General features: G+C 69.3%; 18 protein-coding genes. 9 read left to right on the top strand and 9 right to left on the bottom strand.

The window, feature by feature from the left end; translation table 11 throughout:
* Positions 1-104: 104 nt before the first annotated feature.
* On the bottom strand, positions 105-1115 hold the full coding sequence (locus tag OC372_RS10530) for a LacI family DNA-binding transcriptional regulator (RefSeq protein ID WP_091032324.1): 1011 nt from the start codon (positions 1113-1115) through the stop codon (positions 105-107).
* Positions 1116-1172: 57 nt separating this feature from the next.
* On the opposite strand from OC372_RS10530, the gene OC372_RS10535 reads away from it, so the two are divergent.
* Positions 1173-2018 (top strand): NAD-dependent epimerase/dehydratase family protein, encoded by an 846-nt coding sequence (locus OC372_RS10535; RefSeq protein ID WP_091032067.1) that lies wholly within the window; start codon positions 1173-1175, stop codon positions 2016-2018.
* A gap of 48 nt (positions 2019-2066) precedes the next feature.
* On the opposite strand, the gene OC372_RS10540 is transcribed toward OC372_RS10535, so the two are convergent.
* Positions 2067-3095 carry a LacI family DNA-binding transcriptional regulator gene (locus OC372_RS10540; RefSeq protein WP_262001928.1) on the bottom strand — a complete coding sequence of 343 codons (1029 nt, stop codon included), beginning with the start codon at positions 3093-3095 and terminating at the stop codon, positions 2067-2069.
* A gap of 172 nt (positions 3096-3267) precedes the next feature.
* On the opposite strand from OC372_RS10540, the gene OC372_RS10545 reads away from it, so the two are divergent.
* The 4 genes from OC372_RS10545 (at position 3268) to OC372_RS10560 (ending at position 8313) form a co-directional block, all read left to right on the top strand.
* The gene (locus OC372_RS10545) at positions 3268-4566 is read left to right on the top strand and encodes an ABC transporter substrate-binding protein (protein WP_262001930.1); all 1299 of its coding nucleotides are present in this window, start codon (positions 3268-3270) and stop codon (positions 4564-4566) included.
* 80 nt (positions 4567-4646) lie between these two features.
* Positions 4647-5552, top strand: coding sequence for a carbohydrate ABC transporter permease (locus OC372_RS10550; protein ID WP_029264422.1), 906 nt, complete (start codon positions 4647-4649; stop codon positions 5550-5552).
* A 5-nt stretch (positions 5553-5557) separates the two neighbouring features.
* Positions 5558-6448, top strand: coding sequence for a carbohydrate ABC transporter permease (locus OC372_RS10555; protein ID WP_262001932.1), 891 nt, complete (start codon positions 5558-5560; stop codon positions 6446-6448).
* Positions 6445-8313: a glycoside hydrolase family 127 protein gene (locus OC372_RS10560; protein WP_410054860.1), complete on the top strand. Its 1869-nt coding sequence runs from the start codon at positions 6445-6447 to the stop codon at positions 8311-8313. Before OC372_RS10555 ends, OC372_RS10560 begins: the two co-directional genes overlap by 4 nt.
* 9 nt (positions 8314-8322) lie before the next feature.
* Here the strand turns inward: OC372_RS10560 and OC372_RS10565 are convergent, their stop codons facing one another.
* The 7 genes from OC372_RS10565 to OC372_RS10595 form a co-directional block, all read right to left on the bottom strand.
* Positions 8323-9303 (bottom strand): ABC transporter permease, encoded by a 981-nt coding sequence (locus tag OC372_RS10565; RefSeq protein ID WP_410054866.1) that lies wholly within the window; start codon positions 9301-9303, stop codon positions 8323-8325.
* A 53-nt stretch (positions 9304-9356) separates the two neighbouring features.
* Complete coding sequence (locus OC372_RS10570) at positions 9357-10430, bottom strand: ABC transporter permease (protein ID WP_262001937.1); 1074 nt, start codon at positions 10428-10430, stop codon at positions 9357-9359.
* Positions 10427-12034, bottom strand: coding sequence for a sugar ABC transporter ATP-binding protein (locus OC372_RS10575; protein ID WP_262001938.1), 1608 nt, complete (start codon positions 12032-12034; stop codon positions 10427-10429). Before OC372_RS10575 ends, OC372_RS10570 begins: the two co-directional genes overlap by 4 nt.
* A gap of 80 nt (positions 12035-12114) precedes the next feature.
* A complete protein-coding gene (locus OC372_RS10580; protein ID WP_105711673.1) occupies positions 12115-13119 on the bottom strand; it encodes a substrate-binding domain-containing protein in 1005 nt (334 codons plus the stop codon).
* Between the two features lie 179 nt (positions 13120-13298).
* Positions 13299-14846: a sugar ABC transporter ATP-binding protein gene (locus OC372_RS10585; protein WP_262001940.1), complete on the bottom strand. Its 1548-nt coding sequence runs from the start codon at positions 14844-14846 to the stop codon at positions 13299-13301.
* Positions 14843-15862 (bottom strand): LacI family DNA-binding transcriptional regulator, encoded by a 1020-nt coding sequence (locus OC372_RS10590; RefSeq protein WP_262001942.1) that lies wholly within the window; start codon positions 15860-15862, stop codon positions 14843-14845. The genes OC372_RS10585 and OC372_RS10590 overlap by 4 nt, the downstream gene beginning before the upstream one ends.
* A 66-nt stretch (positions 15863-15928) precedes the next feature.
* Entirely contained in the window at positions 15929-17188 is a 1260-nt protein-coding gene (locus OC372_RS10595; RefSeq protein ID WP_262001944.1) for a D-arabinono-1,4-lactone oxidase, read from the bottom strand.
* 78 nt (positions 17189-17266) lie between these two features.
* Between OC372_RS10595 and OC372_RS10600 the strand changes: the two genes are divergently transcribed.
* The 4 genes from OC372_RS10600 (at position 17267) to OC372_RS10615 (ending at position 21628) form a co-directional block, all read left to right on the top strand.
* Positions 17267-18313, top strand: coding sequence for a LacI family DNA-binding transcriptional regulator (locus OC372_RS10600; RefSeq protein ID WP_105711677.1), 1047 nt, complete (start codon positions 17267-17269; stop codon positions 18311-18313).
* A 95-nt stretch (positions 18314-18408) separates the two neighbouring features.
* Positions 18409-19746 (top strand): substrate-binding domain-containing protein, encoded by a 1338-nt coding sequence (locus tag OC372_RS10605; protein ID WP_262001946.1) that lies wholly within the window; start codon positions 18409-18411, stop codon positions 19744-19746.
* On the top strand, positions 19743-20690 hold the full coding sequence (locus tag OC372_RS10610) for a carbohydrate ABC transporter permease (protein ID WP_029264409.1): 948 nt from the start codon (positions 19743-19745) through the stop codon (positions 20688-20690). Before OC372_RS10605 ends, OC372_RS10610 begins: the two co-directional genes overlap by 4 nt.
* Positions 20690-21628 (top strand): carbohydrate ABC transporter permease, encoded by a 939-nt coding sequence (locus OC372_RS10615; RefSeq protein ID WP_262001948.1) that lies wholly within the window; start codon positions 20690-20692, stop codon positions 21626-21628. Before OC372_RS10610 ends, OC372_RS10615 begins: the two co-directional genes overlap by 1 nt.
* Positions 21629-21656 lie beyond the last annotated feature (28 nt).

Consider the following 21656-nt stretch of genomic DNA (forward strand, 5'->3'; position numbering starts at 1 on the left):
GCCGAGCGCACCGGAAGTTCACGCCAGCAAGCCGTGCACTCGACAACAGGCCGTGCACTCGGCGACGAGGAGCGGGCGGGGAGCGGGCGGGGAGCGGGCGGCGGTCAGCGGGGCGGAGCGACGGAGGCGCGGGAGACCAGCACCGGCGCGATGGGAGTGAGAGCGGATGCCGCGCCCTCGGTTCCGCCGATCGCGGCGGCGACGGCCCGACGCGCGAGCTCCTCGAAGTCCTGCCGCACGGTGGTGAGCGGCGGCCAGTAGTACGCGGCATCCGGGGCATCGTCGAACCCGACCACGCTGACATCGCCGGGAACCGTGAGCCCCGCCTCGTGCAGGGCACTCAGCAGGCCGAGCGCCATCTGGTCGTTCGCCGCGAACACCGCCGTGACCCCGGAACCGCGAACCGCCTCGACCGCCGCGTACCCCGACCCGGCCGACCAGTCCCCCGCGATCACCGGTCCCGGCGTCAGCCCGCGGGCGGCGAGCTCCGCGGCGAACCCCTCGGCGCGCGACTCCGCCTCGAGCCAGTCCGCCGGTCCCGCGAGGTGCGCGATGCGGGTGTGCCCGGCTTCGGCGAGCGCAGCGACCGCCAACCGCGCGCCTGCGGCCTGATCCACCGAGAGTCCGGTCGCGCCGAGTCCGGCGGAATGCAGCGTCACGACCGGCACGTCGATGCGCAGCGCGGCGAGCGCCTCCAGCGTCTGGGCGTGCGGGGCGACGACGACGATCCCCTCCACCCCCTGCACGACGAGGTGGTCGACCGCCGCGACGACAGCCGCGACATCCGCCGCATCCGCGAAGGCCGCGCTCACCCAGTACCCGGCCTCGCGGGCCGAAGCCTCCAGCGCGGCGAGGCTGCGCGAGGGCCCGTACTGCAGCGCATCCGAGGCCAGCACGCCCAGGGTCCGCGAGCGCCGGGTGCCGAGTGCACGGGCGGCGTTGTTCATGCGGTAGCCGAGCTCGGCCATCGCGGCGAGCACGCGCTCCTTGGTGTCGGTGGCGACGTCGGGGTGGTCGTTCAGCACCCTCGACACGGTCTGCCGGGACACGCCTGCGCGGGCGGCGACGTCGCGGACGCCGATGGATCGGCTGCGGCCGCTGCTCGTGTCACTCACGCCGACGAGTGTACGACGCCCGGTCCACTCGGCCCGCCGCCGTGCCACTCTGGTGACATGCGCATCGCTCTCACCGGCTCCTCCGGCAAGCTCGGCCGCGTCGTCGCCCGCGAACTCCGCGCGAACGGCTACGACGTCATCGGCATGGACCTCACCGGCACCCGCGGCCCCGACTTCGTGCAGGTCGACCTGACCGACTACGGCCAGGTCGTCGACGCGTTCACGGCGGTCGGCGACAGGCACGACGGCATCGACGCGGTGGTGCACCTCGGCGCGATCCCGGCCCCCGGCATCCGCACCGACGTCGCGACCTTCCACAACAACATGCCGGCCACGTTCAACGTATTCTGGGCGGCCGTGCGCCTCGGCATCCGGCGCATCGTGTATGCGTCGAGCGAGACGGTGCTGGGGCTGCCGTTCGACGTGCCGCCGCCCTACGTGCCGGTCGACGAGGACTACCCCGCGCGCCCCGAATCCGTCTACTCGCTCGTGAAGACGCTCGAGGAGCAGCTCGCGACCGAGCTCGTGCGCTGGCACCCCGACCTGTCGATCACGGCCCTGCGGTTCTCGAACGTGATGGTCCCTGAGGACTACGCCGAGTTCCCCTCGTTCGACGCCGACGCCCTCGGGCGCAAGTGGAACCTGTGGGGCTACATCGACGCCCGCGACGGCGCCCAGGCGGTGCAGCGGTCGCTCGAGGTCGCAGCCCCCGGATTCGACCGGTTCATCATCGCGGCGGCCGACACGGTGATGTCGCGGCCCAACGACGAACTGCTCGCCGAGGTCTTCCCGGACGTGCCGAGGCGCCGCGAGTTCGGCCCGAACGAGACGCTGCTGTCGATCGACAAGGCGCGCCGGGTCCTGGACTACGACCCGCAGCACTCCTGGCGCGACCACGTTTGACGCCGGCAGCGCCGGGGTCGCCGAGCCCGTCGAAGCGCCTGGAACGGGTCAGCGCCGAGCGATGGTCGAGCCTCGGATGACCAGGCGCACGGGCAGATGGTGCGACCCCTCACCGATGTCGACGCCGTCGATCGCGTCGAACACGCGCTGCGCCGCCTGACGCCCGAGCTGCTGCAGGTTCGCGTCGATGCTGGTCAGCTCCGGGCGGGCGTTGGTCGCCAGCACCTCCCAGTTGTCGTAGCCGATGACGGCGAGGTCGTCGGGCACCGAGCGCCCGAGGTCCCGCGCCGAGTCGAGCACACCGCGCGCGATCTGGTCGGACCCGCAGAACACCGCATCGATATCCGGATGCCGCTGCAGCAGCAGCGCTCCGGCATCCCGACCCCAGTGCTCGGTCCATTCCGAGAGCATCGGGGCGCCGACGAACTCGAGCCCGGCTTCGGCGAGCGCGGCCCTGGCACCGGCGAGGCGATCCTGCGCCGCGGCGTAGGAGGGTTCGCCCGAGATGTGCGCGATGCGTCGGCGCCCGCACGAGAGCAGATGCTCGATCGCGAGGCGCCCTCCCGCGTAGTTGTCGGGGGTGAGAGACAGGTCGCGCGGATCGTCCGACGGCGCATACGCGTACACGACCGGAACCGGGATGTCCTGCCCCAGCGAGGGACGCGGGTCGGTCTGCCGTCCGACGACGATGATGCCGTCGACGCGGCGGCTCAACAGCTCTTTCAGGTGATGCTGCTCGCGGATCGCGTCGCCGCGGGCGTCGCAGAGGAACACGTTGATGCGCCCCGCACCGAAGGCGTCTTCCGCCCCCATGAGGATCGGGATCATGAAGCGGCCTTCTAGGTCGCTGGTGAGCAGTCCCACCGTGCCGGTGCGTCCGGCGAGCAACCCTCGGGCCATCGCATTCGGGGTGAACGCGAGCTCTGCGGCGGCGGCCACGACGCGGGCCTTGGTGGCCGCTGCGACATCACCGCGGTCGTTGAGCGCTTTCGACGCCGTGGCGATCGAGACACCGGCATGCCGTGCCACGTCGCTGAGCGTCGCCGCCTTGCCCGCCATGTCGCCGCTGCTGACCATCTCGCCCCCTGAACGTTTCTGAAAGGTTATCGGAGCGATGCTTGACCGCCGCGCTTCATTCACGATATACCTTTCGAAAGCGGTTTCGGAGTTTTCGAAATTGCACCTCAGCTCGACACTGCCGTCGCTCGCCGACCGCATCCACTCACCGAAGAGTCCTGGAGGCAATCCCATGCACATCACCCGACGCCGTGCGTTCCGCCGCACGGCCACCATCCTCGCCGTCACCGGCCTGCTCGCCGTCCCGCTGGCGGGCTGCGCAGCCGGCGACGACACCGCCGGCCCGAGCGAGGAGATCCCCGCGGAAGGCGTCGACGACGGTTCGACGCTGACGCTCTGGACCCGCGCTCCCATCGAGCGCCAGGCCAAGCTGCTCGTCGATGCCTACAACGACTCGCACGAGAACCAGGTCGAGCTCACGGTCGTCCCGAACGACGACTACGTCGCCAAGGTCGGCGCGGCCGCCGGATCCGGAGGGCTGCCCGACCTCTTCGCCGCCGACATCGTCTATGTGCCCAACTGGGCGCAGCAGGGGCTCTTCGCCGACCTGTCCGAGCAGATCGACGGCCTCGACTTCAAGGACGAGATCAATCAGGGCCATCTCGACGCCGGCACCGTCGACGACAAGGAGTACGTGCTGCCGTTCGCGCTCGACCTCTCGATGCTGTTCTGGAACAAGGAGCTGTTCGCCGAGGCCGGCCTCGACCCCGAGAAGGCGCCGGCGACGCTCGAAGAGTTCTCCGAGGCCGCGCAGGCGGTGCAGGCTCTGAACAAGCCCGACACCTACGGCACCGCCACGGGTCTGAACTGCGGCGGCTGCCTGGTCTTCACCTGGTTCCCCTCGGTCTGGGCCTCGGGCGAAGAGGTCATGAGCGACGACGGCACCGAATCGCTGCTGAACGGCGACGCGGCTCAGGCTGTGTACGACACCTGGGCCGAGCTGGAAGAGGCGGGCGCGGTGCTTCCGAGCTCCACCGATGAGACCGGCCCGACGTGGACCGCGGCCTTCAGCGAGGGCAAGGTCGGCGTGATGCCGTTCCCGGCGACGCTCCTCCCCTCGCTGGAGTTCGACGCGGGTGTGGCCGGCATCCCGGGTGTCGACGGCGGCGTGTCGACGTTCGTCGGCGGCGACGGCATCGGCATCTCGAAGGACTCGAAGCAGTCCGCGCAGGCCTGGAACTTCCTCGACTGGATGATGTCCGAGGAGGCACAGGTCGAGGTGCTCGCCAAGGACGGCAACGCGGTCTCACGCGGCGACCTCGCCGACAACGAGTACGCGGCGGCCGACCCCCGCCTGGTCACGATCAACGAGGTCGCGGCGCAGGGCAGCACACCCGTGGCTCTGAACTTCCAGCAGGCGTTCAACGCGCCGGGCAGCCCGTGGCTCACGCTCGTGCGCAACCGGGTGCTGAACGGCGAGGACTCCGTCGACGCCGACAACGACGAGATCACCGCCATCCTCGGGCAGTGATCCTCCCGGCGGGCGGTGCCATGACGCGCCGCCCGCCGCTCCCCTCGACAAAGCGACAGCCTCCGACGAAAGAGAACCCGATGACCTCGACCGCACCCCCGCTGCGCCGCCGACGCGCGCGCACCGGATTCGGCGGCCCCGTGCAGGGGTGGCTGTACGCCGCCCCCACCGCGATCTTCGTGGCGCTGCTGTTCGTGGTCCCGCTGATCCTCGTGCTGCAGATGTCGGCATCCGACTGGCCGCTGCTCAGCGGGAACCAGGGGTTGAACTTCCCCGAGAACTACGTGGATGCCGTCAATCACCGTCTCTTCTGGGACAGCATCCGCTTCACCCTGCTGTACACAGTCATCACCACCGTGCTCCTGATCGGCCTGGGTCTCGGGCTCGCGCTGCTCGTGCAGGAGTCGACCCGCTGGAAGGGCCTCCTGCGCACGGCGTTCCTGATTCCGAGCGCCCTGGGCCTGGCATCCGCCTCGCTGCTCTTCTACGTGCTGTACTCCCCCATCGCCGGGCCCTTCGCCGGACTCATGAAGTCGTGGGGCATCACGTTCCTCGGCACCCCCGATGGCGCACTGTGGTCGACGATCTTCCTCATCGTGTGGCGCTTCGCCGGCTTCTACATGTTGCTGATGCTCGTGGGTCTGCAGGGCATCCCCGACGACATCTACGAGGCCGCGCGCATCGACGGCTCGAGCCGCTGGCAGACCTTCCGCTACATCACGGTGCCCCTGCTGAAGCCGACGTTCGCGCTCACGACCGTGATGTGCGTGACCGGGTCGCTCCTCGCGTTCGAGCAGTTCTACATCCTCACCAAGGGCGGCCCCGACAACAGCACGATGACCGTCGTGCAGCTGATCTACAACGTGGCCTTCCAGGGGCAGAACAGCCTCGGCATCGCCGGCGCCCTCTCGGTGATCGTGCTCCTCGCGCTCATCGTCATCAACGTCTTCCAGTTGCGCGCCTTCCGGCGTCCGGATGAGAGCTGACCCGCATGTCTCAGACACTGACCCGCACCATCGTCGCGCCGGACCACCAGCCGACAGCGCCCCGATACCGCTCCACAGCGGCCCGCATCGTCTTCGGCATCCCGTACTGGGTGTTCACGACCGCCCTCGCGGTGATCTTCCTCTACCCGCTCATCTGGACCGGCGTCTCGTCGGTCAGCCCGATGGCGGGCACCAGCCAGACCGACGGCTGGGGCTTCGGCAACTACGCCGCCCTCGGCGAGTACCAGGCGGGCATCTGGGTCTACCTCGGCAACTCGCTGTTCGTCTCCGTGCTCACGGTCGCCCTGACCCTGTTCATCTCGCTGCTCGGCGGCTACGCCTTCGCCCGGTTCTCGTTCCCGGGTAAGAACGCGCTGTTCCTGCTGACCCTCGCGATCCTGATGGTGCCGTACGCGACCCTGCTCATCCCGCTGTACGTGATCCTCAACGCGGTCGGCCTGCAGAACTCGCTGGTGGGCGTCGCACTCGTGATCACCATGTTCCAGCTGCCGTTCTCGATGTTCATGATGCGCATCTCTTTCGAATCGATCCCGCGCGAGATGGACGAGGCGGCGATGGTCGACGGATGCTCCAGCTGGGGCGCCCTGTGGCGGGGGCTGCTCCCGGCGGTCAAGCCCGGACTCGTCACCGTCGGGCTGTTCGCGTTCCTCACGGCATGGAACGACTTCATGGCGCCGCTGATCCTCATCAACGACTCGAACCGCATGACACTGCCGCTCGCGGTCGCGAACCTCCGCGGGCAGGTGCAGGGTGTCGTCGACTACGGCGCCACCGAGGCGGGAGTCGTCGTGCTGGCGCTCCCGTGCATCGTGCTGTTCCTGATCCTCCAACGACACTACGTGCGCGGCTTCATGTCCGGCGCCTTCAAGGGATGACGATGTTCGACACCACTGCACCGGCTGCGCCGGTGGTTCCCACGCGCGGGCGCCTGCGCCCCCTCGGCCTCGACGACGTGCGCATCACGGGCGGATTCTGGGGCGAACGCCAGGCCGTCAACGGCACGGCGACCCTCGACCACATCGAATCGCGCCTGGAGTCGGAGGGCTGGCTGCCCAACTTCGATCTCGCCGCCGCGGGCACACTGCCCGAGGGGCGCCGCGGGCGGGAGTTCGCGGATTCCGAGATCTACAAGTACCTCGAGGCCCTCGCCTGGGAGATCGGACGGACGGATGCCGCGACCGATGCCCCGCTCGAGCAGCGTTTCCGCGCCGTGGTCTCCCGGGTGGCTGCCGCGCAGGAGACCGACGGCTATCTGAACACGCAGTTCGGGCGCCCGGGGCAGGGCGAGCGCTGGTCGGATCTGGAGTGGGGCCACGAGCTGTACTGCCTCGGACACCTCTTCCAGGCGGCGGTCGCTCGGCACCGCACCCGGCAGGATGCCGACGACGGACTCGTCGCGGTCGCCCGACGCGCGGCCGAGCTCGTCTGCGGCGAGTTCGGCGCCGACGGCCGCGACGCGATCTGCGGTCACGCCGAGGTCGAGGTCGGACTCGCCGAGCTGGGACGGGCGCTCGGCGAGCAGCGCTTCATCGACCAGGCCGCCCTGTTCGTCGAACGGCACGGACGCGGTTCGCTCGCCGAGATCGAATGGGGCCAGGAGTACTTCCAGGACGACGTGCCGGTGCGTGCAGCCGAGGCGCTGCGCGGGCACGCCGTGCGTGCGAACTACCTGGCCTCCGGTGCCACCGACGTCGCGATCGAGCGCTCCGACGACGGGCTGCTCGACGCGTTGCGCGGGCAGTGGGACCGCACGGTCGAGCGCCGCACCTACGTGACCGGCGGCCAGGGCTCGCACCACCAGGACGAGGCGTTCGGCGCCGACTGGGAGCTGCCTTCGGATCGCGCGTACTCCGAGACCTGCGCCGGAGTCGGGTCGATCATGTTCTCGTGGCGGCTGCTGCTCGCGACCGGCGACGCCCGGCACGCCGACCTCATCGAGCGGACCCTCTTCAACGTCGTCGCGACGTCTCCCGCGCCGGACGGTCGGGCGTTCTACTACGCGAACACCCTGCACCAGCGGGTTCCGGGGGCACCGGCCGACCCGGAGGGAACGTCGAAGCGCGCCTCCTCGTCGTTGCGCGCGCCGTGGTTCGAGGTCTCCTGCTGCCCGCCCAACGTGGCGCGCACCTTCGCGAGCCTCGCGGCCTATGTCGCGACGGCCGACGACGAGGGCGTGCAGCTGCACCAGTACGCGCCGGCATCCGTGCGCACGACGCTGCCCGACGGACGCGTGATCGCACTCGACATCGAGACCGGGTACCCGGCCGACGGCGGCATCCGCGTGACGATCGCGGACGACGCCGAGTTCACGCTCACCCTGCGCGTGCCGGCATGGGCAGCGGGCGCGACGGTGCGGGTCGACGCCGACGGCGAGAGCGCGCAGCATCCGGCTGCACCCGGCGTGGTCGAGGTGCGCCGTGCCTTCCGCACCGGTGATGTCGTCGAACTGACGCTGCCGCTGGCGGCCCGCGTGACGAGCCCCGATCCTCGCGTCGACGCCGTGCGCGGCTCGGTCGTGGTCGAGCGCGGCCCCGAGGTGCTGGCTCTGGAGTCTCTCGACTTCGGCGCCGATGTGGTCGACGCGGTGGTCGCCGGCGAGCCCGTCGAGTCCGGTGGTCGGGTGCGGATGCCGTTGCGGAACCGCGCCTCCGGCGAGGTCGCGGAGGCCCTGCTCGTCCCGTATCACGACTGGGCGCAGCGCGGTCCGTCCACGATGCGGGTCTGGATCCCGACGGCCTGACCCCCGGGACTACTCCCGCTTCCGAGTGACCGCGCGCTGCAGCAGCACGAAGACCAACAGGATGCCGCCGGTGATGATGGTCGTCATCTCCGGCGGGATGCCGCCATCACGGGTGATCAGCACGTTCATCAGGCCGAGAACCAGCGCACCGATGACCGAGCCCAGCACGTAGCCGTAGGCGCCGGTGAGCACCGTGCCGCCGATCACGGCCGCAGCGATCGCGTCGAGCTCCCACCCGATGCCGGTGATGTTCTGCGCCGTGCCGAGTCGTGCTGTGTAGAGCACGGCGGCGAGTCCGGCGAGCGAACCGCTGATCACGTAGACGAGCACCTTGGTGCGGTGCACGGGGAGACCCATCAGCAGCGCGGAGCTCTCTGAGCCGCCGATCGCGTAGACCGTCCGTCCGGTCCGCGTGCGGTGCAGGACGAAGAAGGCCACTGCGACGACGATCACCGCGATCACCACGGCCGGCGTGATGACGAGGTCGTTCACCTTGGGTCCGTCGACGATCTTGAGCTGCACGCCGATCCAGCGGATCGGCGACTCCTCGCCGAGGCGCTCCGGCTTGGTGCTCAGCAGCGACGCGAGCCCGCGCCCGAGGAACATCATCGCCAGCGTCGCGATGAACGGCTGCACGTTGAAGTATCGGATCAGGACGCCGGACACCACGCCGAACGCCGCGCCGATCCCGATCATGGCGACGATCACGGCGAGCGCGTTCCAGCCCGCGTTCGAGAGCATCACCCCGGCCACCGAGGACAGCGCGATGATCGACCCGACCGACAGGTCGATGCCACCGGTGAGGATGACGAAGGTCAGTGCGACCGCCAACACGATCAGGTGCGCGTTGTTGATGAGCAGGTTCGAGAGCGTGTTCGCCTGCACGATGCGCCCGTAGGCGATCTCGCCGAACACGACCATGCCGACGAAGATGACCACCGAGGCGATGGTCGGCAGCACCGACGGGTTCGCCGTGACCACGCGTCGCATCCGGTCGAGGAGCGTCTCGGTCTCGTTCAGGGCGGGAGCCGCCGTCGCCACGCTCATGCGGCCACCTCCTCTTTCTGCGCGACCGGTTCGACCGGTGCGGAACGGCGTCTTCTGCGGAACCAGCTGCGCATGCGCTCGGACTGCAGCAGGCACAGGGCGACGATCACGATCGCCTTGAATGCCGGCGTGGCCGATGACGAGATGCCGAGGTAGAGGACGGTCTTGTCGAGCGTCGCGATCAACAGCGCTCCGACGAAGGCGCCGCTCAGCGAGAACTTGCCCCCGGCGAGCGATGCCCCGCCGATGACGACGGCGAGGATGGCATCGAGCTCCAGCTGGTACCCGGTGCGGGAGATATCGACGGTCATGACGCTGCCGACCGACATGATGCCGGCGACACCGGCCAGCACGCCGCTGAGGATGTACGTCGTCAGCAGGAGGCCCTTGGGCTTGATGCCGGCCATGCGGCTCGCCCGCGGGTTGATGCCGATGGCCTCGATCATGAGGCCGAGGGCGCTGCGGCGCACGACCCAGCCGACGGCGAGCACCAGCAGCACCGCCAGGATGAACACGACCGGGATGCCGAGCACGAAGCCGTTCGAGATCCAGCGGAACGCATCGTTGGACGCCGTGGTGTTCTGACCGCCGGTGATCACCTTGGCGATGCCGCGCCCGGCGAGCATCAGCACGAGCGTGGCGATGAACGGCTGCAGCCCGACGTAGGCGACGAGCACCCCGTTGACCGCCCCGAGGATTCCGGCGATCAGCAGCGCGAGACCGACGGCGCCGAGGGCTCCCCCCACCCCGGCCGACGGGTCGGCGGCACTGAGGAACTCCATCGAGACGGCGCCCGCGACGGCCATGAGCGAGCCGACCGAGAGGTCGATGCCACCGGTGGCGATCACGAGGGACATCCCGATGGCGATCATCATGATGGGCGCCGCCTGGCGCAGGATGTCGATGACGTTGCCGACCAGGTTGCCGTTGTTCGGGTTGATCGACACAGCCAGATACGTCGGGTCCTTGACCACGTTCAGGGCGAGCAGCGCGACGATGGCGACGATCCCCCAGAAGAAGGGCTTGTGGATCAGGTCGCGCCAGATGGTGGAGCCGGTTGCGGCGGTCATCGCGCTGCCTCCTTGTCAGTGGTGTGAGCGATGCTATCCGGCAGCGCGCCGTCGGCTTCGTCGAGGGTCTCGGCCGCCGCTTCCACGCCGTGCGCGGCGATCACGTCGACGACCACCTGGGCGGTGACGTCGGGTCCGTTCTGGATCTCGCCGATCTTGCGGTGGTCCTTCAGCACGACGATCCGCTCGGACAGCCGGACCACCTCTTCGAGCTCGGACGAGATGAAGACCACGGCGACACCCTCTTCCGCGAGCTCGGCCACCGCCTCCTGGATCTCGGCCTTGGCGCCCACGTCGATGCCGCGGGTGGGCTCGTCGAGGATGAGGAGTTCCGGCCGCGTCGCCAGCCAGCGGCCGAGCAGCACCTTCTGCTGGTTGCCGCCCGAGAGGTTCTTGATCATCCGGTCGGGATCGGCGGGGCGCACGTTCAGCTGCGCGATGTACTTCTCGACGATCGCGTCCTGCTCCTTGCGGGGCATGGGCCGCGCCCAGCCGCGCTCGGCCTGCACGGCGAGGATGATGTTCTCGCGCACGGTCAGGTCTCCGACGATGCCCTCGTCGCGGCGGTTCTCGGTCGAGAACGCGATGCGCAGGGCGAGCGCCTCGGCGGGCGACTTCAGCTCGACGCGGCGACCATGCAGCTCGATCGTCCCGCCGTCGGTGCGGTCGGCTCCGTAGAGCAGCCGGGCGAGTTCGGTGCGTCCGGAGCCGAGCAGGCCCGCGACGCCGATCACCTCGCCGGGGCGGATGTCGAGGTCGGTGGGCTCGACCGCGCCGCGACGCGTGATGCCGGATGCCGACAGCAGCGGCTTCTCCTCGGCATCACGGGGTGCGCGTCGACGGTTGCCGCCGAGCGACTTCAGCGCGTCGAGGTCCTTGCCGATCATGGTCGAGATGAGCGCGTGCCGGTCGAGGTCACGGGTGAGGTACTCGCCTTCGTAACGGCCGTTGCGCAGCACCGTGAGGCGGTCGCTGATCGCATAGACCTGATCGAGGAAGTGCGAGACGAAGAGGATCGCGACCCCCTGGTCGCGCAGCGAGCGGATCACGGCGAAGAGGCCGTCGACCTCGGCGGCATCCAGGCTCGATGTGGGCTCGTCGAGGATGAGGACCTTGGCCTTGATCGCCATGGCCCGGCTGATCGCGACGAGCTGCTGCAGGGCGATCGAGAGGGTGGAGAGAGGTCGGCGGGTGTCGAGGTGTCCGAGTCCGAGCCGGCTGAGGGCCTCGGTGGCCGCGCGATGAGTGGCCGACCAGTTGATGCCGAACGGACCGCGGCGCTCGTGCCCGAGCATGACGTTCTCGCCGATGGAGAGGTTCGGCGCCAGATTGACCTCTTGGTACACGGTCGAGATGCCGGCGTCCTGGGCGTCTCCGGCTCCGGTGAAGCTGCGCTCCTGGCCGGTCACGACGATCGACCCGGAGTCGATGCGGTAGACGCCGGTGAGGGCCTTGATCAACGTCGACTTGCCGGCGCCGTTCTCCCCCATGAGGGCGTGCACCTCACCGGGGAACAGGCGGAAGTCGACCCCGTCGAGCGCTTTCACACCGGGGAATCCGATCGATATCCCGCGCATCTCGACGATGGGGAGTTCTTCGTTCATCACTGTCTCTCCGTCCGGGTGCCCGGGTGGCGCGCTGCGGGCGCCACCCGGGCGGGGGCCGGATCACTCCGGCGTCGGGTTCAGTACTTGCGGTCGGCCAGCACGGCCTGCGCGGCTTCGGCGGAGTCGAACGCCTCGCTCGGGACGACGATGTACGACTCGACCTCGTCACCGGCGAGCGCCTTCTCGACGACCTCCATCGCGGTCTCGCCGAACAGCGGGTTGTACTCGTGCACGTAGCTGAGCTGACCGTCGGCGAGCGCCTGCATGGCGTTCTTGGTGCCGTCGATCGTGGCGATCTTCACGTCTTCGCCGACGACGAGGCCGGCTTCTTCGGCCGCCTGCGCGGCACCGAGGCCCATCTCGTCGTTCTGTGCGAACACGAGCTGGATGTCGTTGTTCGCCGACTTGAGCATCGTCTCGAAGACGCTCTTGCCTTCTTCGGCCGACCAGTTCGCGGTCTGCGCGTCGAGCTTCGTCAGCGCGGCGTCACCGAGGCCCTCGTCGAAGCCCTCGTTGCGCTCGTTCACGACGCCGACGCCGGCCGGACCCTCGAGCACGACGTAGTTGCCGCCATCGGGGAAGGTGGCGGCCGCCCACGTGCCGACCTCCTTCGCGACCTCGACGTTGTCGGGGGCGATGCGGGTGACGTAGAGGCTGTCGTCGTCGGGCTCGATGCCACGGTCGAGCAGGATCACCGGGATCTCGGCCTCCTGCGCTCGCTTGAGGGAGTCCTCCCAGCCCGAGGCCTCGGTCGCCGACAGCAGGATCACGTCGACACCCTCGTCGACGAACGACGTGAACGCGTCGATCTGCGACTTCTGGTCGAGGTTGGTGGCGGGGGCGTACTTGAGCTCGTATCCGGCGTCCTCCGTGAAGGTGTCCTGGATGTTCTGCTCGTTGGCCTCGCGCCACGCGCCTTCGGGGCCGACGGCGACGAAACCGACCGTGGTCAGCTCGTCGGAGCCGCCATCGCCGCCGGCTTCTCCGTCGGTTCCTCCGGACGAGCAGGCGGCAAGGCCGATGGTGAGTGCGCCGGCTGCGACCAGACCGAGCGCGATGCGGATGCGCTTCTTCGCGGACATGTTCTCCTCCTTGAGATGCCGGTAGTCAGCCCGGCAATGGTGGACCTGACGTGGTCCCGTGCGTGAGTGCAGGACAGCGGCACTGCCTATCCTGCGGCGATGTTACCGGGAACAATTTCTGGAACACAAGGATTGTTCCAAAAATCAGGAATGTTCCAGCGGCGAGGTTCTGTTACCGATCACAATTCCGCGTCAGGACCGGGATCCGCGGCGATCATCTCCACCACAGTGTCGACCGTGACACCCGGCCCGTTACTGAGTTCGCCGATCTTCTCGCGGTCTTTCAGCACGATGATGCGGTCGCTCAGGCGCACGACCTCCTCCAGTTCCGAGGAGATGAAGACCACGGCCACCCCGTCGCCCGCGAGCTGACTGATCCGGCGCTGCACGTCGAGCTTGGCCGCGATGTCGATCCCCCGCGTCGGCTCGTCGAGGATGAGCACGTGCGGGCGCACGGCGAGCGCGCGCGCCAGCAGCACCTTCTGCTGCGTCCCCCCGGAGAGCAGCTTGACCGGTCTGTCGAGGTCGGCGGGAGACAGATGCAGCGCCTCGACATAGGTGTCGACGATCGCCGCCTCCTCGGCCGCCGACAGCGGCCGCGCCCAGCCGCGCAGCGCCTGCAGCGACAGGATCATGTTCTCCCGGGCGGTCAGATCACCGATGATGCCCTGCGTGCGTCTGCTCTCGGCCGACAGCGCGATGCGATGGCGCAGCGCGGCCGACGGACTGCGCAGTTCCACGCGTTCGCCGTCCACCCACAGTTCGCCGCTATCGGTCCGCGTCGTGCCGCTGAGGAGTGCCGCGAGCTCCGAGCGTCCGGATCCGCGGAGGCCGGCCAGACCGACGATCTCGCCCCGCTGCACCTCGAAGTCGGTCCGTTCGAACTCGCCCCGCCGCCCGACGTCCGTGGCGCGCATCGCGGGCTCTCCGTCCGAGGCGTAGTGATGCGCCTTGCGTTCCGAGCCGAGTGCCCGCAGCCCGTCGAGGTCCTTGCCGAGCATCTTCGAGATGAGGTCCGCCCGCTCGAGGTCCCGCGTGGCATACTCGCCGATCCGCCGACCACCGCGCAGCACCGTCATCCGGTCACTGATCGCGAAGGCCTGCTCGAGGAAGTGCGTGATGAAGAGGATGGCCACCCCGCGCTCCCGCAGACCGCGGATCACCCGCATGAGCGTGGCGACCTCCTCCTGGTCGAGGCTCGAGGTCGGCTCGTCGAGGACCAGGACCCTCGGGTCGTCCACGACGGCGCGGGCCAAGGCGACGAGCTGCTTCTGCGCCGGCGTCAGCATCGACAGCGGTGTCTTCGGATCGAGGTCGTCGAGCCCCAATCGCGCCAGGGCACCCGCGGCATCCGCTCGCGTGCGCTTCCAGTCGATGCCGAAGTACCCGCGACGCTCGCGGCCCAGCATGACGTTCTCGGCGACGCTGAGATTCGGGGCCAGCTGCGTCTCCTGGAACACCGTGGCGATGCCGGCGGCACGACTGTCGGCGACACCACCGAACCGGCGCGGTTCACCGTCGACGAAGACGGCTCCGGCATCGGGGGCGCGCGTGCCCGTCAGCACCGAGACCAGGGTCGACTTGCCGGCCGCGTTCTCTCCCATCACGGCATGCACCTCGCCGGGGAAGAGCCGGAAGTCGACATCGTCGAGCGCCCGCGCCCCCGGGAACTCGACCGTGATCCCCTGCAGCCGGACGAGCGGCTCCGGGGTGGGCTCGGCGCTCACCGCCCCTCCCGCGGGGCGGCCGACGAGGCGCGCGGCACCAGCTCCGTCGGGATGCGGGTCAGCGCCGGGATCTCGCGCCCCTCGATCGCGGCACGGAGCATCTCCACGACGGCGATGCCCAGTGCACCGAAATCCTGGCGGACGGTCGTGAGGGGCGGAACGAAGTGGCGAGCGAGCGGCACGTCGTCGAAGCCGACGACGCTGATGTCGTTCGGCACATCGAAGCCCCTGTCGTGCAGGCCGTGGATGAGTCCGATGGCCATGTCGTCGTTGGCCGCGAAGACCGCCGTGTAGTCGGGGAGCCGCTGCAGCCCCCCCGCGAAGTCATAGGCGAAGTCGGCGGACCAGTCCCCCACCACGATCGGCCGCTCGCGGATGCCCCAGGACTTGGCCCGGGAGTGGAAGGCCCGCTCCCTGGCGCGCGCGTCCAGCCAGTCCAGCGGTCCGGAGATGTGCAGGATGTCGCGGTGTCCGAGCGCGACAAGGTGATCGACCACGAGCGTCGTCCCGGCGTGCTGGTCGATCGACACCGTGAGGAACGTCGGGTCCGCATCGGCCTTGACGACGAGCATCGGCACGTTGATCGCGATCCTTCGCAGCGCGGCCACGGACGACGAGCGCGGAGCGATCACGCAGAGGGCATCGACGCCCTGCGTGACGAGGTGGTCCACCGCCTCCTGCGGGGTGAGCGTGTCACCTTCATGGAGCGCAATCGGCGTGACCGAGTAGCCGGCCGCGCGCGACGACATCTCCACCGCGCGCAGGATGCTCGTGGGGCCGTACGCCACCGCGCTCTCGACGATCACGCCGATGCGCTGCGTGCGCTGGGTTGCCAGCGCCCTGGCGACGAGGTTCGGGCGGTAGTCGAGCTCTTCGATGGCCTCGAGCACACGCCGCCGCGTGTCGGGCTTGATGTTCGGGTGGTCGTTCAGCACCCGCGAGACGGTCATGTGCGAGACCCCGGCGATCGTCGCGACCTGCCGGATGTTGGGCTTGTCCGAGCCGACGTTCACCATGCGCACCTCCGTCGGCTGCTCCGGTGAATGTTACCGAGAACAACCCAGGGGGTGCAACGGCTCCCGCTACAACCCGAGGCGCTCCAGGTACGGGTTCACCAGGCGGCGCTCGGGGTCGTAGCGGACGGCGAGCGCGGCGAAGTCGTCCCATCGCGAGTACCGCGAGCGCGTCTCGGCACCGTCGAGCGTGAACACCTTGCCCCAGTGCGGGCGGGCGGACTCGGGCAGCGCAGCCTCGATCGTCGGGAGCAGGGCGCGAACCGCGGCCTCGTCGGGCTTCCAGGTGAAGTGCAGGCCGACGGCATCCGCCCCGTACGACGAGCTGAGCCACAGGTCGTCCGCGCACACGGTGCGGATCTCGTTCACGAGCAGCAGCGGCGCGATCTGCCCGGCGAGCGTGCGCACGGCCTGGATCGCGGCGACCGCATCCGCCCGGGGCACGAGGTACTCGCTCTGGATCTCGGCGCCGGCCGACGGCGTGAACTCGAGCTTGAAGTGCGCCAGCCGCTCGAACCACGGCCCGGCGACCCCGAGCTGCTCGGTGCACGCGACCGGGTCGACGCCGAGGATCGGATGCCGCTTGCTCACCGCCGGCACCGCGCCGAGCTTCTCGAACAGCGACTCCCGCGCGGCCTCGCGCGCCTCGGGCTGCCGCTGCTTGACCCAGATCTGGTCGACGAAGTCGGTGCGCTCCCAGGTCGAGAACAGGCTCACGCTGGTGCCGATGGAAGTCACGTCGTCGAAGTCGGCGAGCACGGCGTCCCAGTCCGGCCGCTCGAACACGTGCTGGGCGACCTCGTAGGTCGGCTCGACGTCGAGCGTCACGTCGAGCACGGCGCCGAGCGCGCCGAGGCTCACGACCGCACCGTCGAAGTCGGCGTCGCCGCGCTCGAGCGTGCGCGTCTCGCCTGAGGGCGTGAGAATCGTCAGGCCCCGGACCGCGCTCGCGAGCGAGCCGATCGCGTCACCCGAACCGTGCGTCCCGGTGGCGACCGCACCGGCGATCGAGATGTGCGGCAGCGAGGCGAGGTTGGCGAGCGCGAGCCCCTCGGCCTCGAGCAGCGGCGCGATGTCGCCGTAGCGGGCGGCGCCTGCGACCTTCACGGCCGTGCGGTTCGTGTTCACCTCGAACACCGCGGGCAGACAGTCGAGCGCGATGAGCACACCGTCGGTGTCGGCGATGTCGTTGAAGCAGTGCCGCGACCCGAGGAAGCGCACCGATCCGCCCTGGGCGAGCAGAGCACCGAGCTCGTCGACCGTCTCCGGGTGCGCGATCGTCGAGGCCCGGTAGGTGAGGTTGCCTGCCCAGTTGCGTTCGGTGGTCATGGCGCCATGATAGCCAGGGCGGCGCCGACTACATCGATGTACTGGGCCCGCTCCCGGCCTCGACGCTAGGCTGACCGGATGACAGCGCAGCCGCCGCCCCGCGCCACGATGAAGGACGTCGCGGCCCTCGCCGGGGTGTCGACGAAGACCGTCTCGAACGTGGTCACCGGCACGGTTCCCGTCAACGACAGCACACGGGCCAAGGTCGAGTCGGCGATGGCGCAGCTCGACTTCGTGCCCAACCTCAGCGCCAGGGGGCTGCGCAAGGGACGCTCCGGGATCATCGCCGTCGCCCTCCCCGACCTCGCCACCGCATTCTCGGCCGAGCTCGTGCACCGCATCGTCGAGGCCGCCCATGAGCGAGGTCTCGCCGTGCAGATCGAGGAGACGGCATCCGAGCCCGAGCGCGAGAAGGAACTCGTCTCCCGCGCACGGGCGCACCTGGTGGACGGCCTCATCCTCAACCCGATCCGCCTCGAGGACAGCGTGCTGAAGTACGCCGACCGCCTGCCGCCGCTGGTGGTGATCGGCGAGGTCGAGCAGAACCGCGCCGACCACGTGCGCATCGACAGCAGGCAGGCCGCGGCCGATGCCACGCGTCACGTGCTCTCCCGCGGCGCGACCCGTGTCGCGGTGGTCGGCGCCGACGACGATCCGGCGATCGCCACCGCCACCAGCCGCCTGCGCCTCGAGGGGGTGCACGATGCGCTGCGCGAAGCGGGCATCCCCCGGGATCCCGCTCTCGAGATCAACCGCCTCCCGTGGTCGATGGGCGGTGGGGCGGAGGCCGTGCGCATGCTGCTCGACCGTCGCGTGTCCTTCGACGCGATCGTCGCGTTCACGGATTCGCTCGCGCTCGGGGCGCTGCACACGCTGCACGACAACGGCATCCGCGTGCCCGACGACGTGATCGTGACCGGCTTCGACGACGTCGAGTTCTCGCGGTACACCTCCCCGGCCCTGACCTCGGTGGCGTTCGATCGGCGGGCGTTCGCGATCGCGGCGCTCGGTCTGCTCGAATCGCGCATGGACGACCGGGCCGCTCCCCCGCGCGCCCTCACCCTCTCGCATCACCTGCTGGAGCGCGCGAGCACGCAGGGGCGCCCGCGCGGTTACCGCCCCTGACATCCGCCACTCCTGGGTCTCGATCTGATGCTTGCGCCGTCGATTACATCGATGTAATGATGAGGCGTCCCCCGCACAGTCACGAAGGAGTGACGATGACACCCCCACTCGATCTGTCCCGCCGGCAGTTCCTCACCGCCGCCTCGCTCGCCGCCGGCACGGCACTGCTCGCCGGTTGCGCGCCCGGCACGACCCCCGGCTCCGGCCCGCAGACGCTGCAGTTCTGGCACCTGCTCTCCGGCGGCGACGGCGTGACGATGTCGTCACTGCTAGATCAGGTCAACGGCGCGCAGTCCGCGTTCCGCATCCGCCCGACCGTGCTCGCCTGGGGCACCCCGTATTACACGAAGCTCGCGATGGCGGGCGCCGGCGGCCGCGCCCCCGACGTGGCGATCATGCACGCGACGCGCACGGTCGGCTGGGCGCCCGGCGGCCTACTCGACGCCTGGGACCTCGACCGTCTCGCCGAGCTCGGCGTCGACAGCTCGACCTTCCCGAAGCCGATCTGGGAGAAGGGCTTCGTGGGTGACGACATGTACAGCGTCGCACTCGACGCCCACCCCTTCGTGATGATGTTCAACACCGACGTGTGCGATGCCGCCGGCGTCCTCGACTCCGACGGGAAGCTGCAGGAGACGAGCTCGCCCGAGGAGTTCCTCGAGCAGCTGCGCACCGTGAGCGGCACCGCATCCGGACACGCCCTCTCGTACGGCTACCTCGGCGACGGCGCGCAGATGTGGCGCCTGTTCTACACCTTCTACTCGCAGCACGGCGGCGCCATGGAGCTGCCCGCCGGCGGGCCGGCCGTGATCGACAAAGACGTCGCGGTCGAATCGCTCACGCTCATGCAGACCTTGCTCGATGGCGAGATCGCGGCCGCCCAGAACGACTACGGCAGCGCCATCGCCGAGTTCGCCACCGGCAAGAGCGGCATGCTCTTCACCGGAGTCTGGGAGCTGCGCACCATGCAGGCCGCCGGCATCCCGTTCGACGCGACCATGATCCCGACGCTCTACGGCACCCCGGCTGTCTACGCCGACTCGCACTCCTTCGTCCTCCCGCACCAGTCCAGTGCCGACCCCGTGCGCCGCGATCTCACCTACGAGTTCGTCGCCGACATGCTGAAGAATTCCTTCGGCTGGGCCGAGGCCGGCCACATCCCCGCGTTCCTCCCCGTGACCGAATCCCCCGAGTACGCCGACCTCATCCCCCAGGCGAACTACGCCGAGGCGGCACAGCACGTCGTGTACGACCCGACCGCGTGGTTCACCGGGTCGGGCTCCAACTTCCAGGCCGAGTTCGGTGCCGCCGTGCAGAACGTGCTGCTCTCGGGCGACGACCCGGCGGCCGCGATCGACCGCTTCGAGGCACGGGTGAACACCCTGCTCCGACAGCCGAACCCGGCAGACCCCGAAGGGACGTTCGGATCATGACCTCCGCCACCGACTCCACCCGCACGATCGTCACCGGGTCCCGCACCACCCCGCGCGGACGCCGCGCCGGCTCCCGCAACCGCGAGCAGCTCATCAGCTGGGTCTTCCTCGCACCGTTCCTCGTGGCCTTCGCCCTGTTCCTGGTCTGGCCGATCATCCACGGATTCATCCTCAGCTTCACCGACCAGTCCCTCACCGGGGCCGGCGGCTCGTTCATCGGATTCGCCAACTACGCCGAGGCGTTCGTCGATCCGAAGATGTGGCAGTCGATGGGCAACACCGTCTGGTTCACGCTGCTCTCCACGGTGCCCCTCGTCGTGATCGCCCTCGCGATGGCGGCCCTCGTCGACCGCGGCATCCCCGGCCAGTGGCTGTGGCGCCTGTCGTTCTTCATGCCGTTCCTGCTCGCCTCCACCGTGATCTCGCAGATCTGGGTCTGGATCTTCAACCCCCAGGTGGGCGCGGCAAACAACATCCTGGAGTTCTTCGGCCTCGAGCCGCTCGCGTGGCTGCAGAACCCCGAGACCAACATGCTGTCGATCGTCATCGCCACCGTGTGGTGGACGGTCGGCTTCAACTTCCTGCTCTACCTCGCGGCCATGCAGAACATCCCACCGCAGCAGTACGAGGCCGCTTCCCTCGACGGCGCCGGCGCCTGGCGCCAGTTCTGGTCCATCACGCTCCCGCAGCTGGGACCGGCGACGGTGCTCATCCTGATCCTGCAGATCCTCGCCTCACTCAAGCTGTTCGACCAGGCGTACCAGATGCTCGGCGGGGTCGCGAGCGACACCACCCGCTCGATCGTGCAGTACATCTACGAGGCCGGTTTCGTCAGCTACCGGTTCGGCTACTCGGCCGCCATCTCCTACGTCTTCTTCGCCCTCATCGTCATCCTCGGCGTCGCGCAGGCCCTGATCACGCGCCGCCGGAAGGAGCAGTTCTGATGTCCACCGCCACCGCATCCCCCCTCGCATCCCCCACCGCATCCACCGCCACCGAGACGATCACGACGGCATCGTCGCGTCGTGCCCGCCGTTCGCACCTGCCCGGTCAGAAGCCGTTCGGACCGCTCCGCATCACCGCATTCGTCGTGCTGCTGCTCCTCGCGGTCGGCTGGCTCCTGCCGTTCCTCTGGGCGGTCGCGACCGCGTTCAAGACCGAGACGGATGCCGCCTCCGGCGATCCCGGCTGGATCGGCGCGAGCGGCCCCACGATCGACGCGTTCACGGCGATCCTCTCGCAGGGCAACGTGTACACCTGGGCGCTGAACAGCCTGCTCACCTCCGTGGCGATCACCGTGATCACCCTGGCGATCTCGGCGCTGGCGGCCTACGCCTTCTCACGTCTGGACTTCACGGGTCGCAAGTGGCTGTTCGTGGTGATCATCGCCTCGATCGTCGTGCCGCCGCAGGTGCTGATCATCCCCCTGTTCTACGAGATGCTCGCCTTCAACATGGTCGACACCTACTGGGGTCTGATCCTGCCGCAGGTCGTGGCGCCTGCGATGGTGTTCATCCTGAAGCGGTTCTTCGACGCCATCCCGATCGAGCTGGAAGACGCGGCACGAGTCGACGGCGCCGGACGGTTCCGGATCTTCTGGTCGATCGTGCTGCCGCTCTCCCGTCCGATCATGGCCTCGGTCGCGATCTTCGTGTTCATCAGCGCGTGGAACAACTTCCTCTGGCCGTTCCTCGTCATCAACGACACGACGCTGATGACGCTGCCGGTCGGACTGCAGACCGTGATCAGCGCCTACGGCGTGCAGTACGCCCAGGTGATGGCGCAGGCCGTGCTCGCGGCGCTGCCGCTGATCATCGTGTTCATGATCTTCCAGAAGCAGATCGTCAAGGGAGTCGCGACCAGCGGCTTCGGCGGTCAGTAGTCCCCCACCCGGCTCGAGAGCCAGAACC

The sequence above is a fragment of the Microbacterium sp. Mcb102 genome (assembly GCF_024519805.1).
Classification (GTDB): Bacteria; Actinomycetota; Actinomycetes; order Actinomycetales; family Microbacteriaceae; genus Microbacterium.

Bases quoted from the DNA above. Each gene is read 5' to 3' on its own strand.
- OC372_RS10535 (WP_091032067.1), top strand. From the start codon at position 1,173: ATGCGCATCGCTCTCACCGGCTCCTCCGGCAAGCTCGGCCGCGTCGTC.
- OC372_RS10540 (WP_262001928.1), bottom strand. From the start codon at position 3,095: ATGGTCAGCAGCGGCGACATGGCGGGCAAGGCGGCGACGCTCAGCGAC.
- OC372_RS10545 (WP_262001930.1), top strand. From the start codon at position 3,268: ATGCACATCACCCGACGCCGTGCGTTCCGCCGCACGGCCACCATCCTC.
- OC372_RS10550 (WP_029264422.1), top strand. From the start codon at position 4,647: ATGACCTCGACCGCACCCCCGCTGCGCCGCCGACGCGCGCGCACCGGA.
- OC372_RS10555 (WP_262001932.1), top strand. From the start codon at position 5,558: ATGTCTCAGACACTGACCCGCACCATCGTCGCGCCGGACCACCAGCCG.
- OC372_RS10560 (WP_410054860.1), top strand. From the start codon at position 6,445: ATGACGATGTTCGACACCACTGCACCGGCTGCGCCGGTGGTTCCCACG.
- OC372_RS10565 (WP_410054866.1), bottom strand. From the start codon at position 9,303: ATGCGACGCGTGGTCACGGCGAACCCGTCGGTGCTGCCGACCATCGCC.
- OC372_RS10570 (WP_262001937.1), bottom strand. From the start codon at position 10,430: ATGACCGCCGCAACCGGCTCCACCATCTGGCGCGACCTGATCCACAAG.
- OC372_RS10575 (WP_262001938.1), bottom strand. From the start codon at position 12,034: ATGAACGAAGAACTCCCCATCGTCGAGATGCGCGGGATATCGATCGGA.
- OC372_RS10580 (WP_105711673.1), bottom strand. From the start codon at position 13,119: ATGTCCGCGAAGAAGCGCATCCGCATCGCGCTCGGTCTGGTCGCAGCC.
- OC372_RS10590 (WP_262001942.1), bottom strand. From the start codon at position 15,862: ATGGTGAACGTCGGCTCGGACAAGCCCAACATCCGGCAGGTCGCGACG.
- OC372_RS10595 (WP_262001944.1), bottom strand. From the start codon at position 17,188: ATGACCACCGAACGCAACTGGGCAGGCAACCTCACCTACCGGGCCTCG.
- OC372_RS10600 (WP_105711677.1), top strand. From the start codon at position 17,267: ATGACAGCGCAGCCGCCGCCCCGCGCCACGATGAAGGACGTCGCGGCC.
- OC372_RS10605 (WP_262001946.1), top strand. From the start codon at position 18,409: ATGACACCCCCACTCGATCTGTCCCGCCGGCAGTTCCTCACCGCCGCC.
- OC372_RS10610 (WP_029264409.1), top strand. From the start codon at position 19,743: ATGACCTCCGCCACCGACTCCACCCGCACGATCGTCACCGGGTCCCGC.
- OC372_RS10615 (WP_262001948.1), top strand. From the start codon at position 20,690: ATGTCCACCGCCACCGCATCCCCCCTCGCATCCCCCACCGCATCCACC.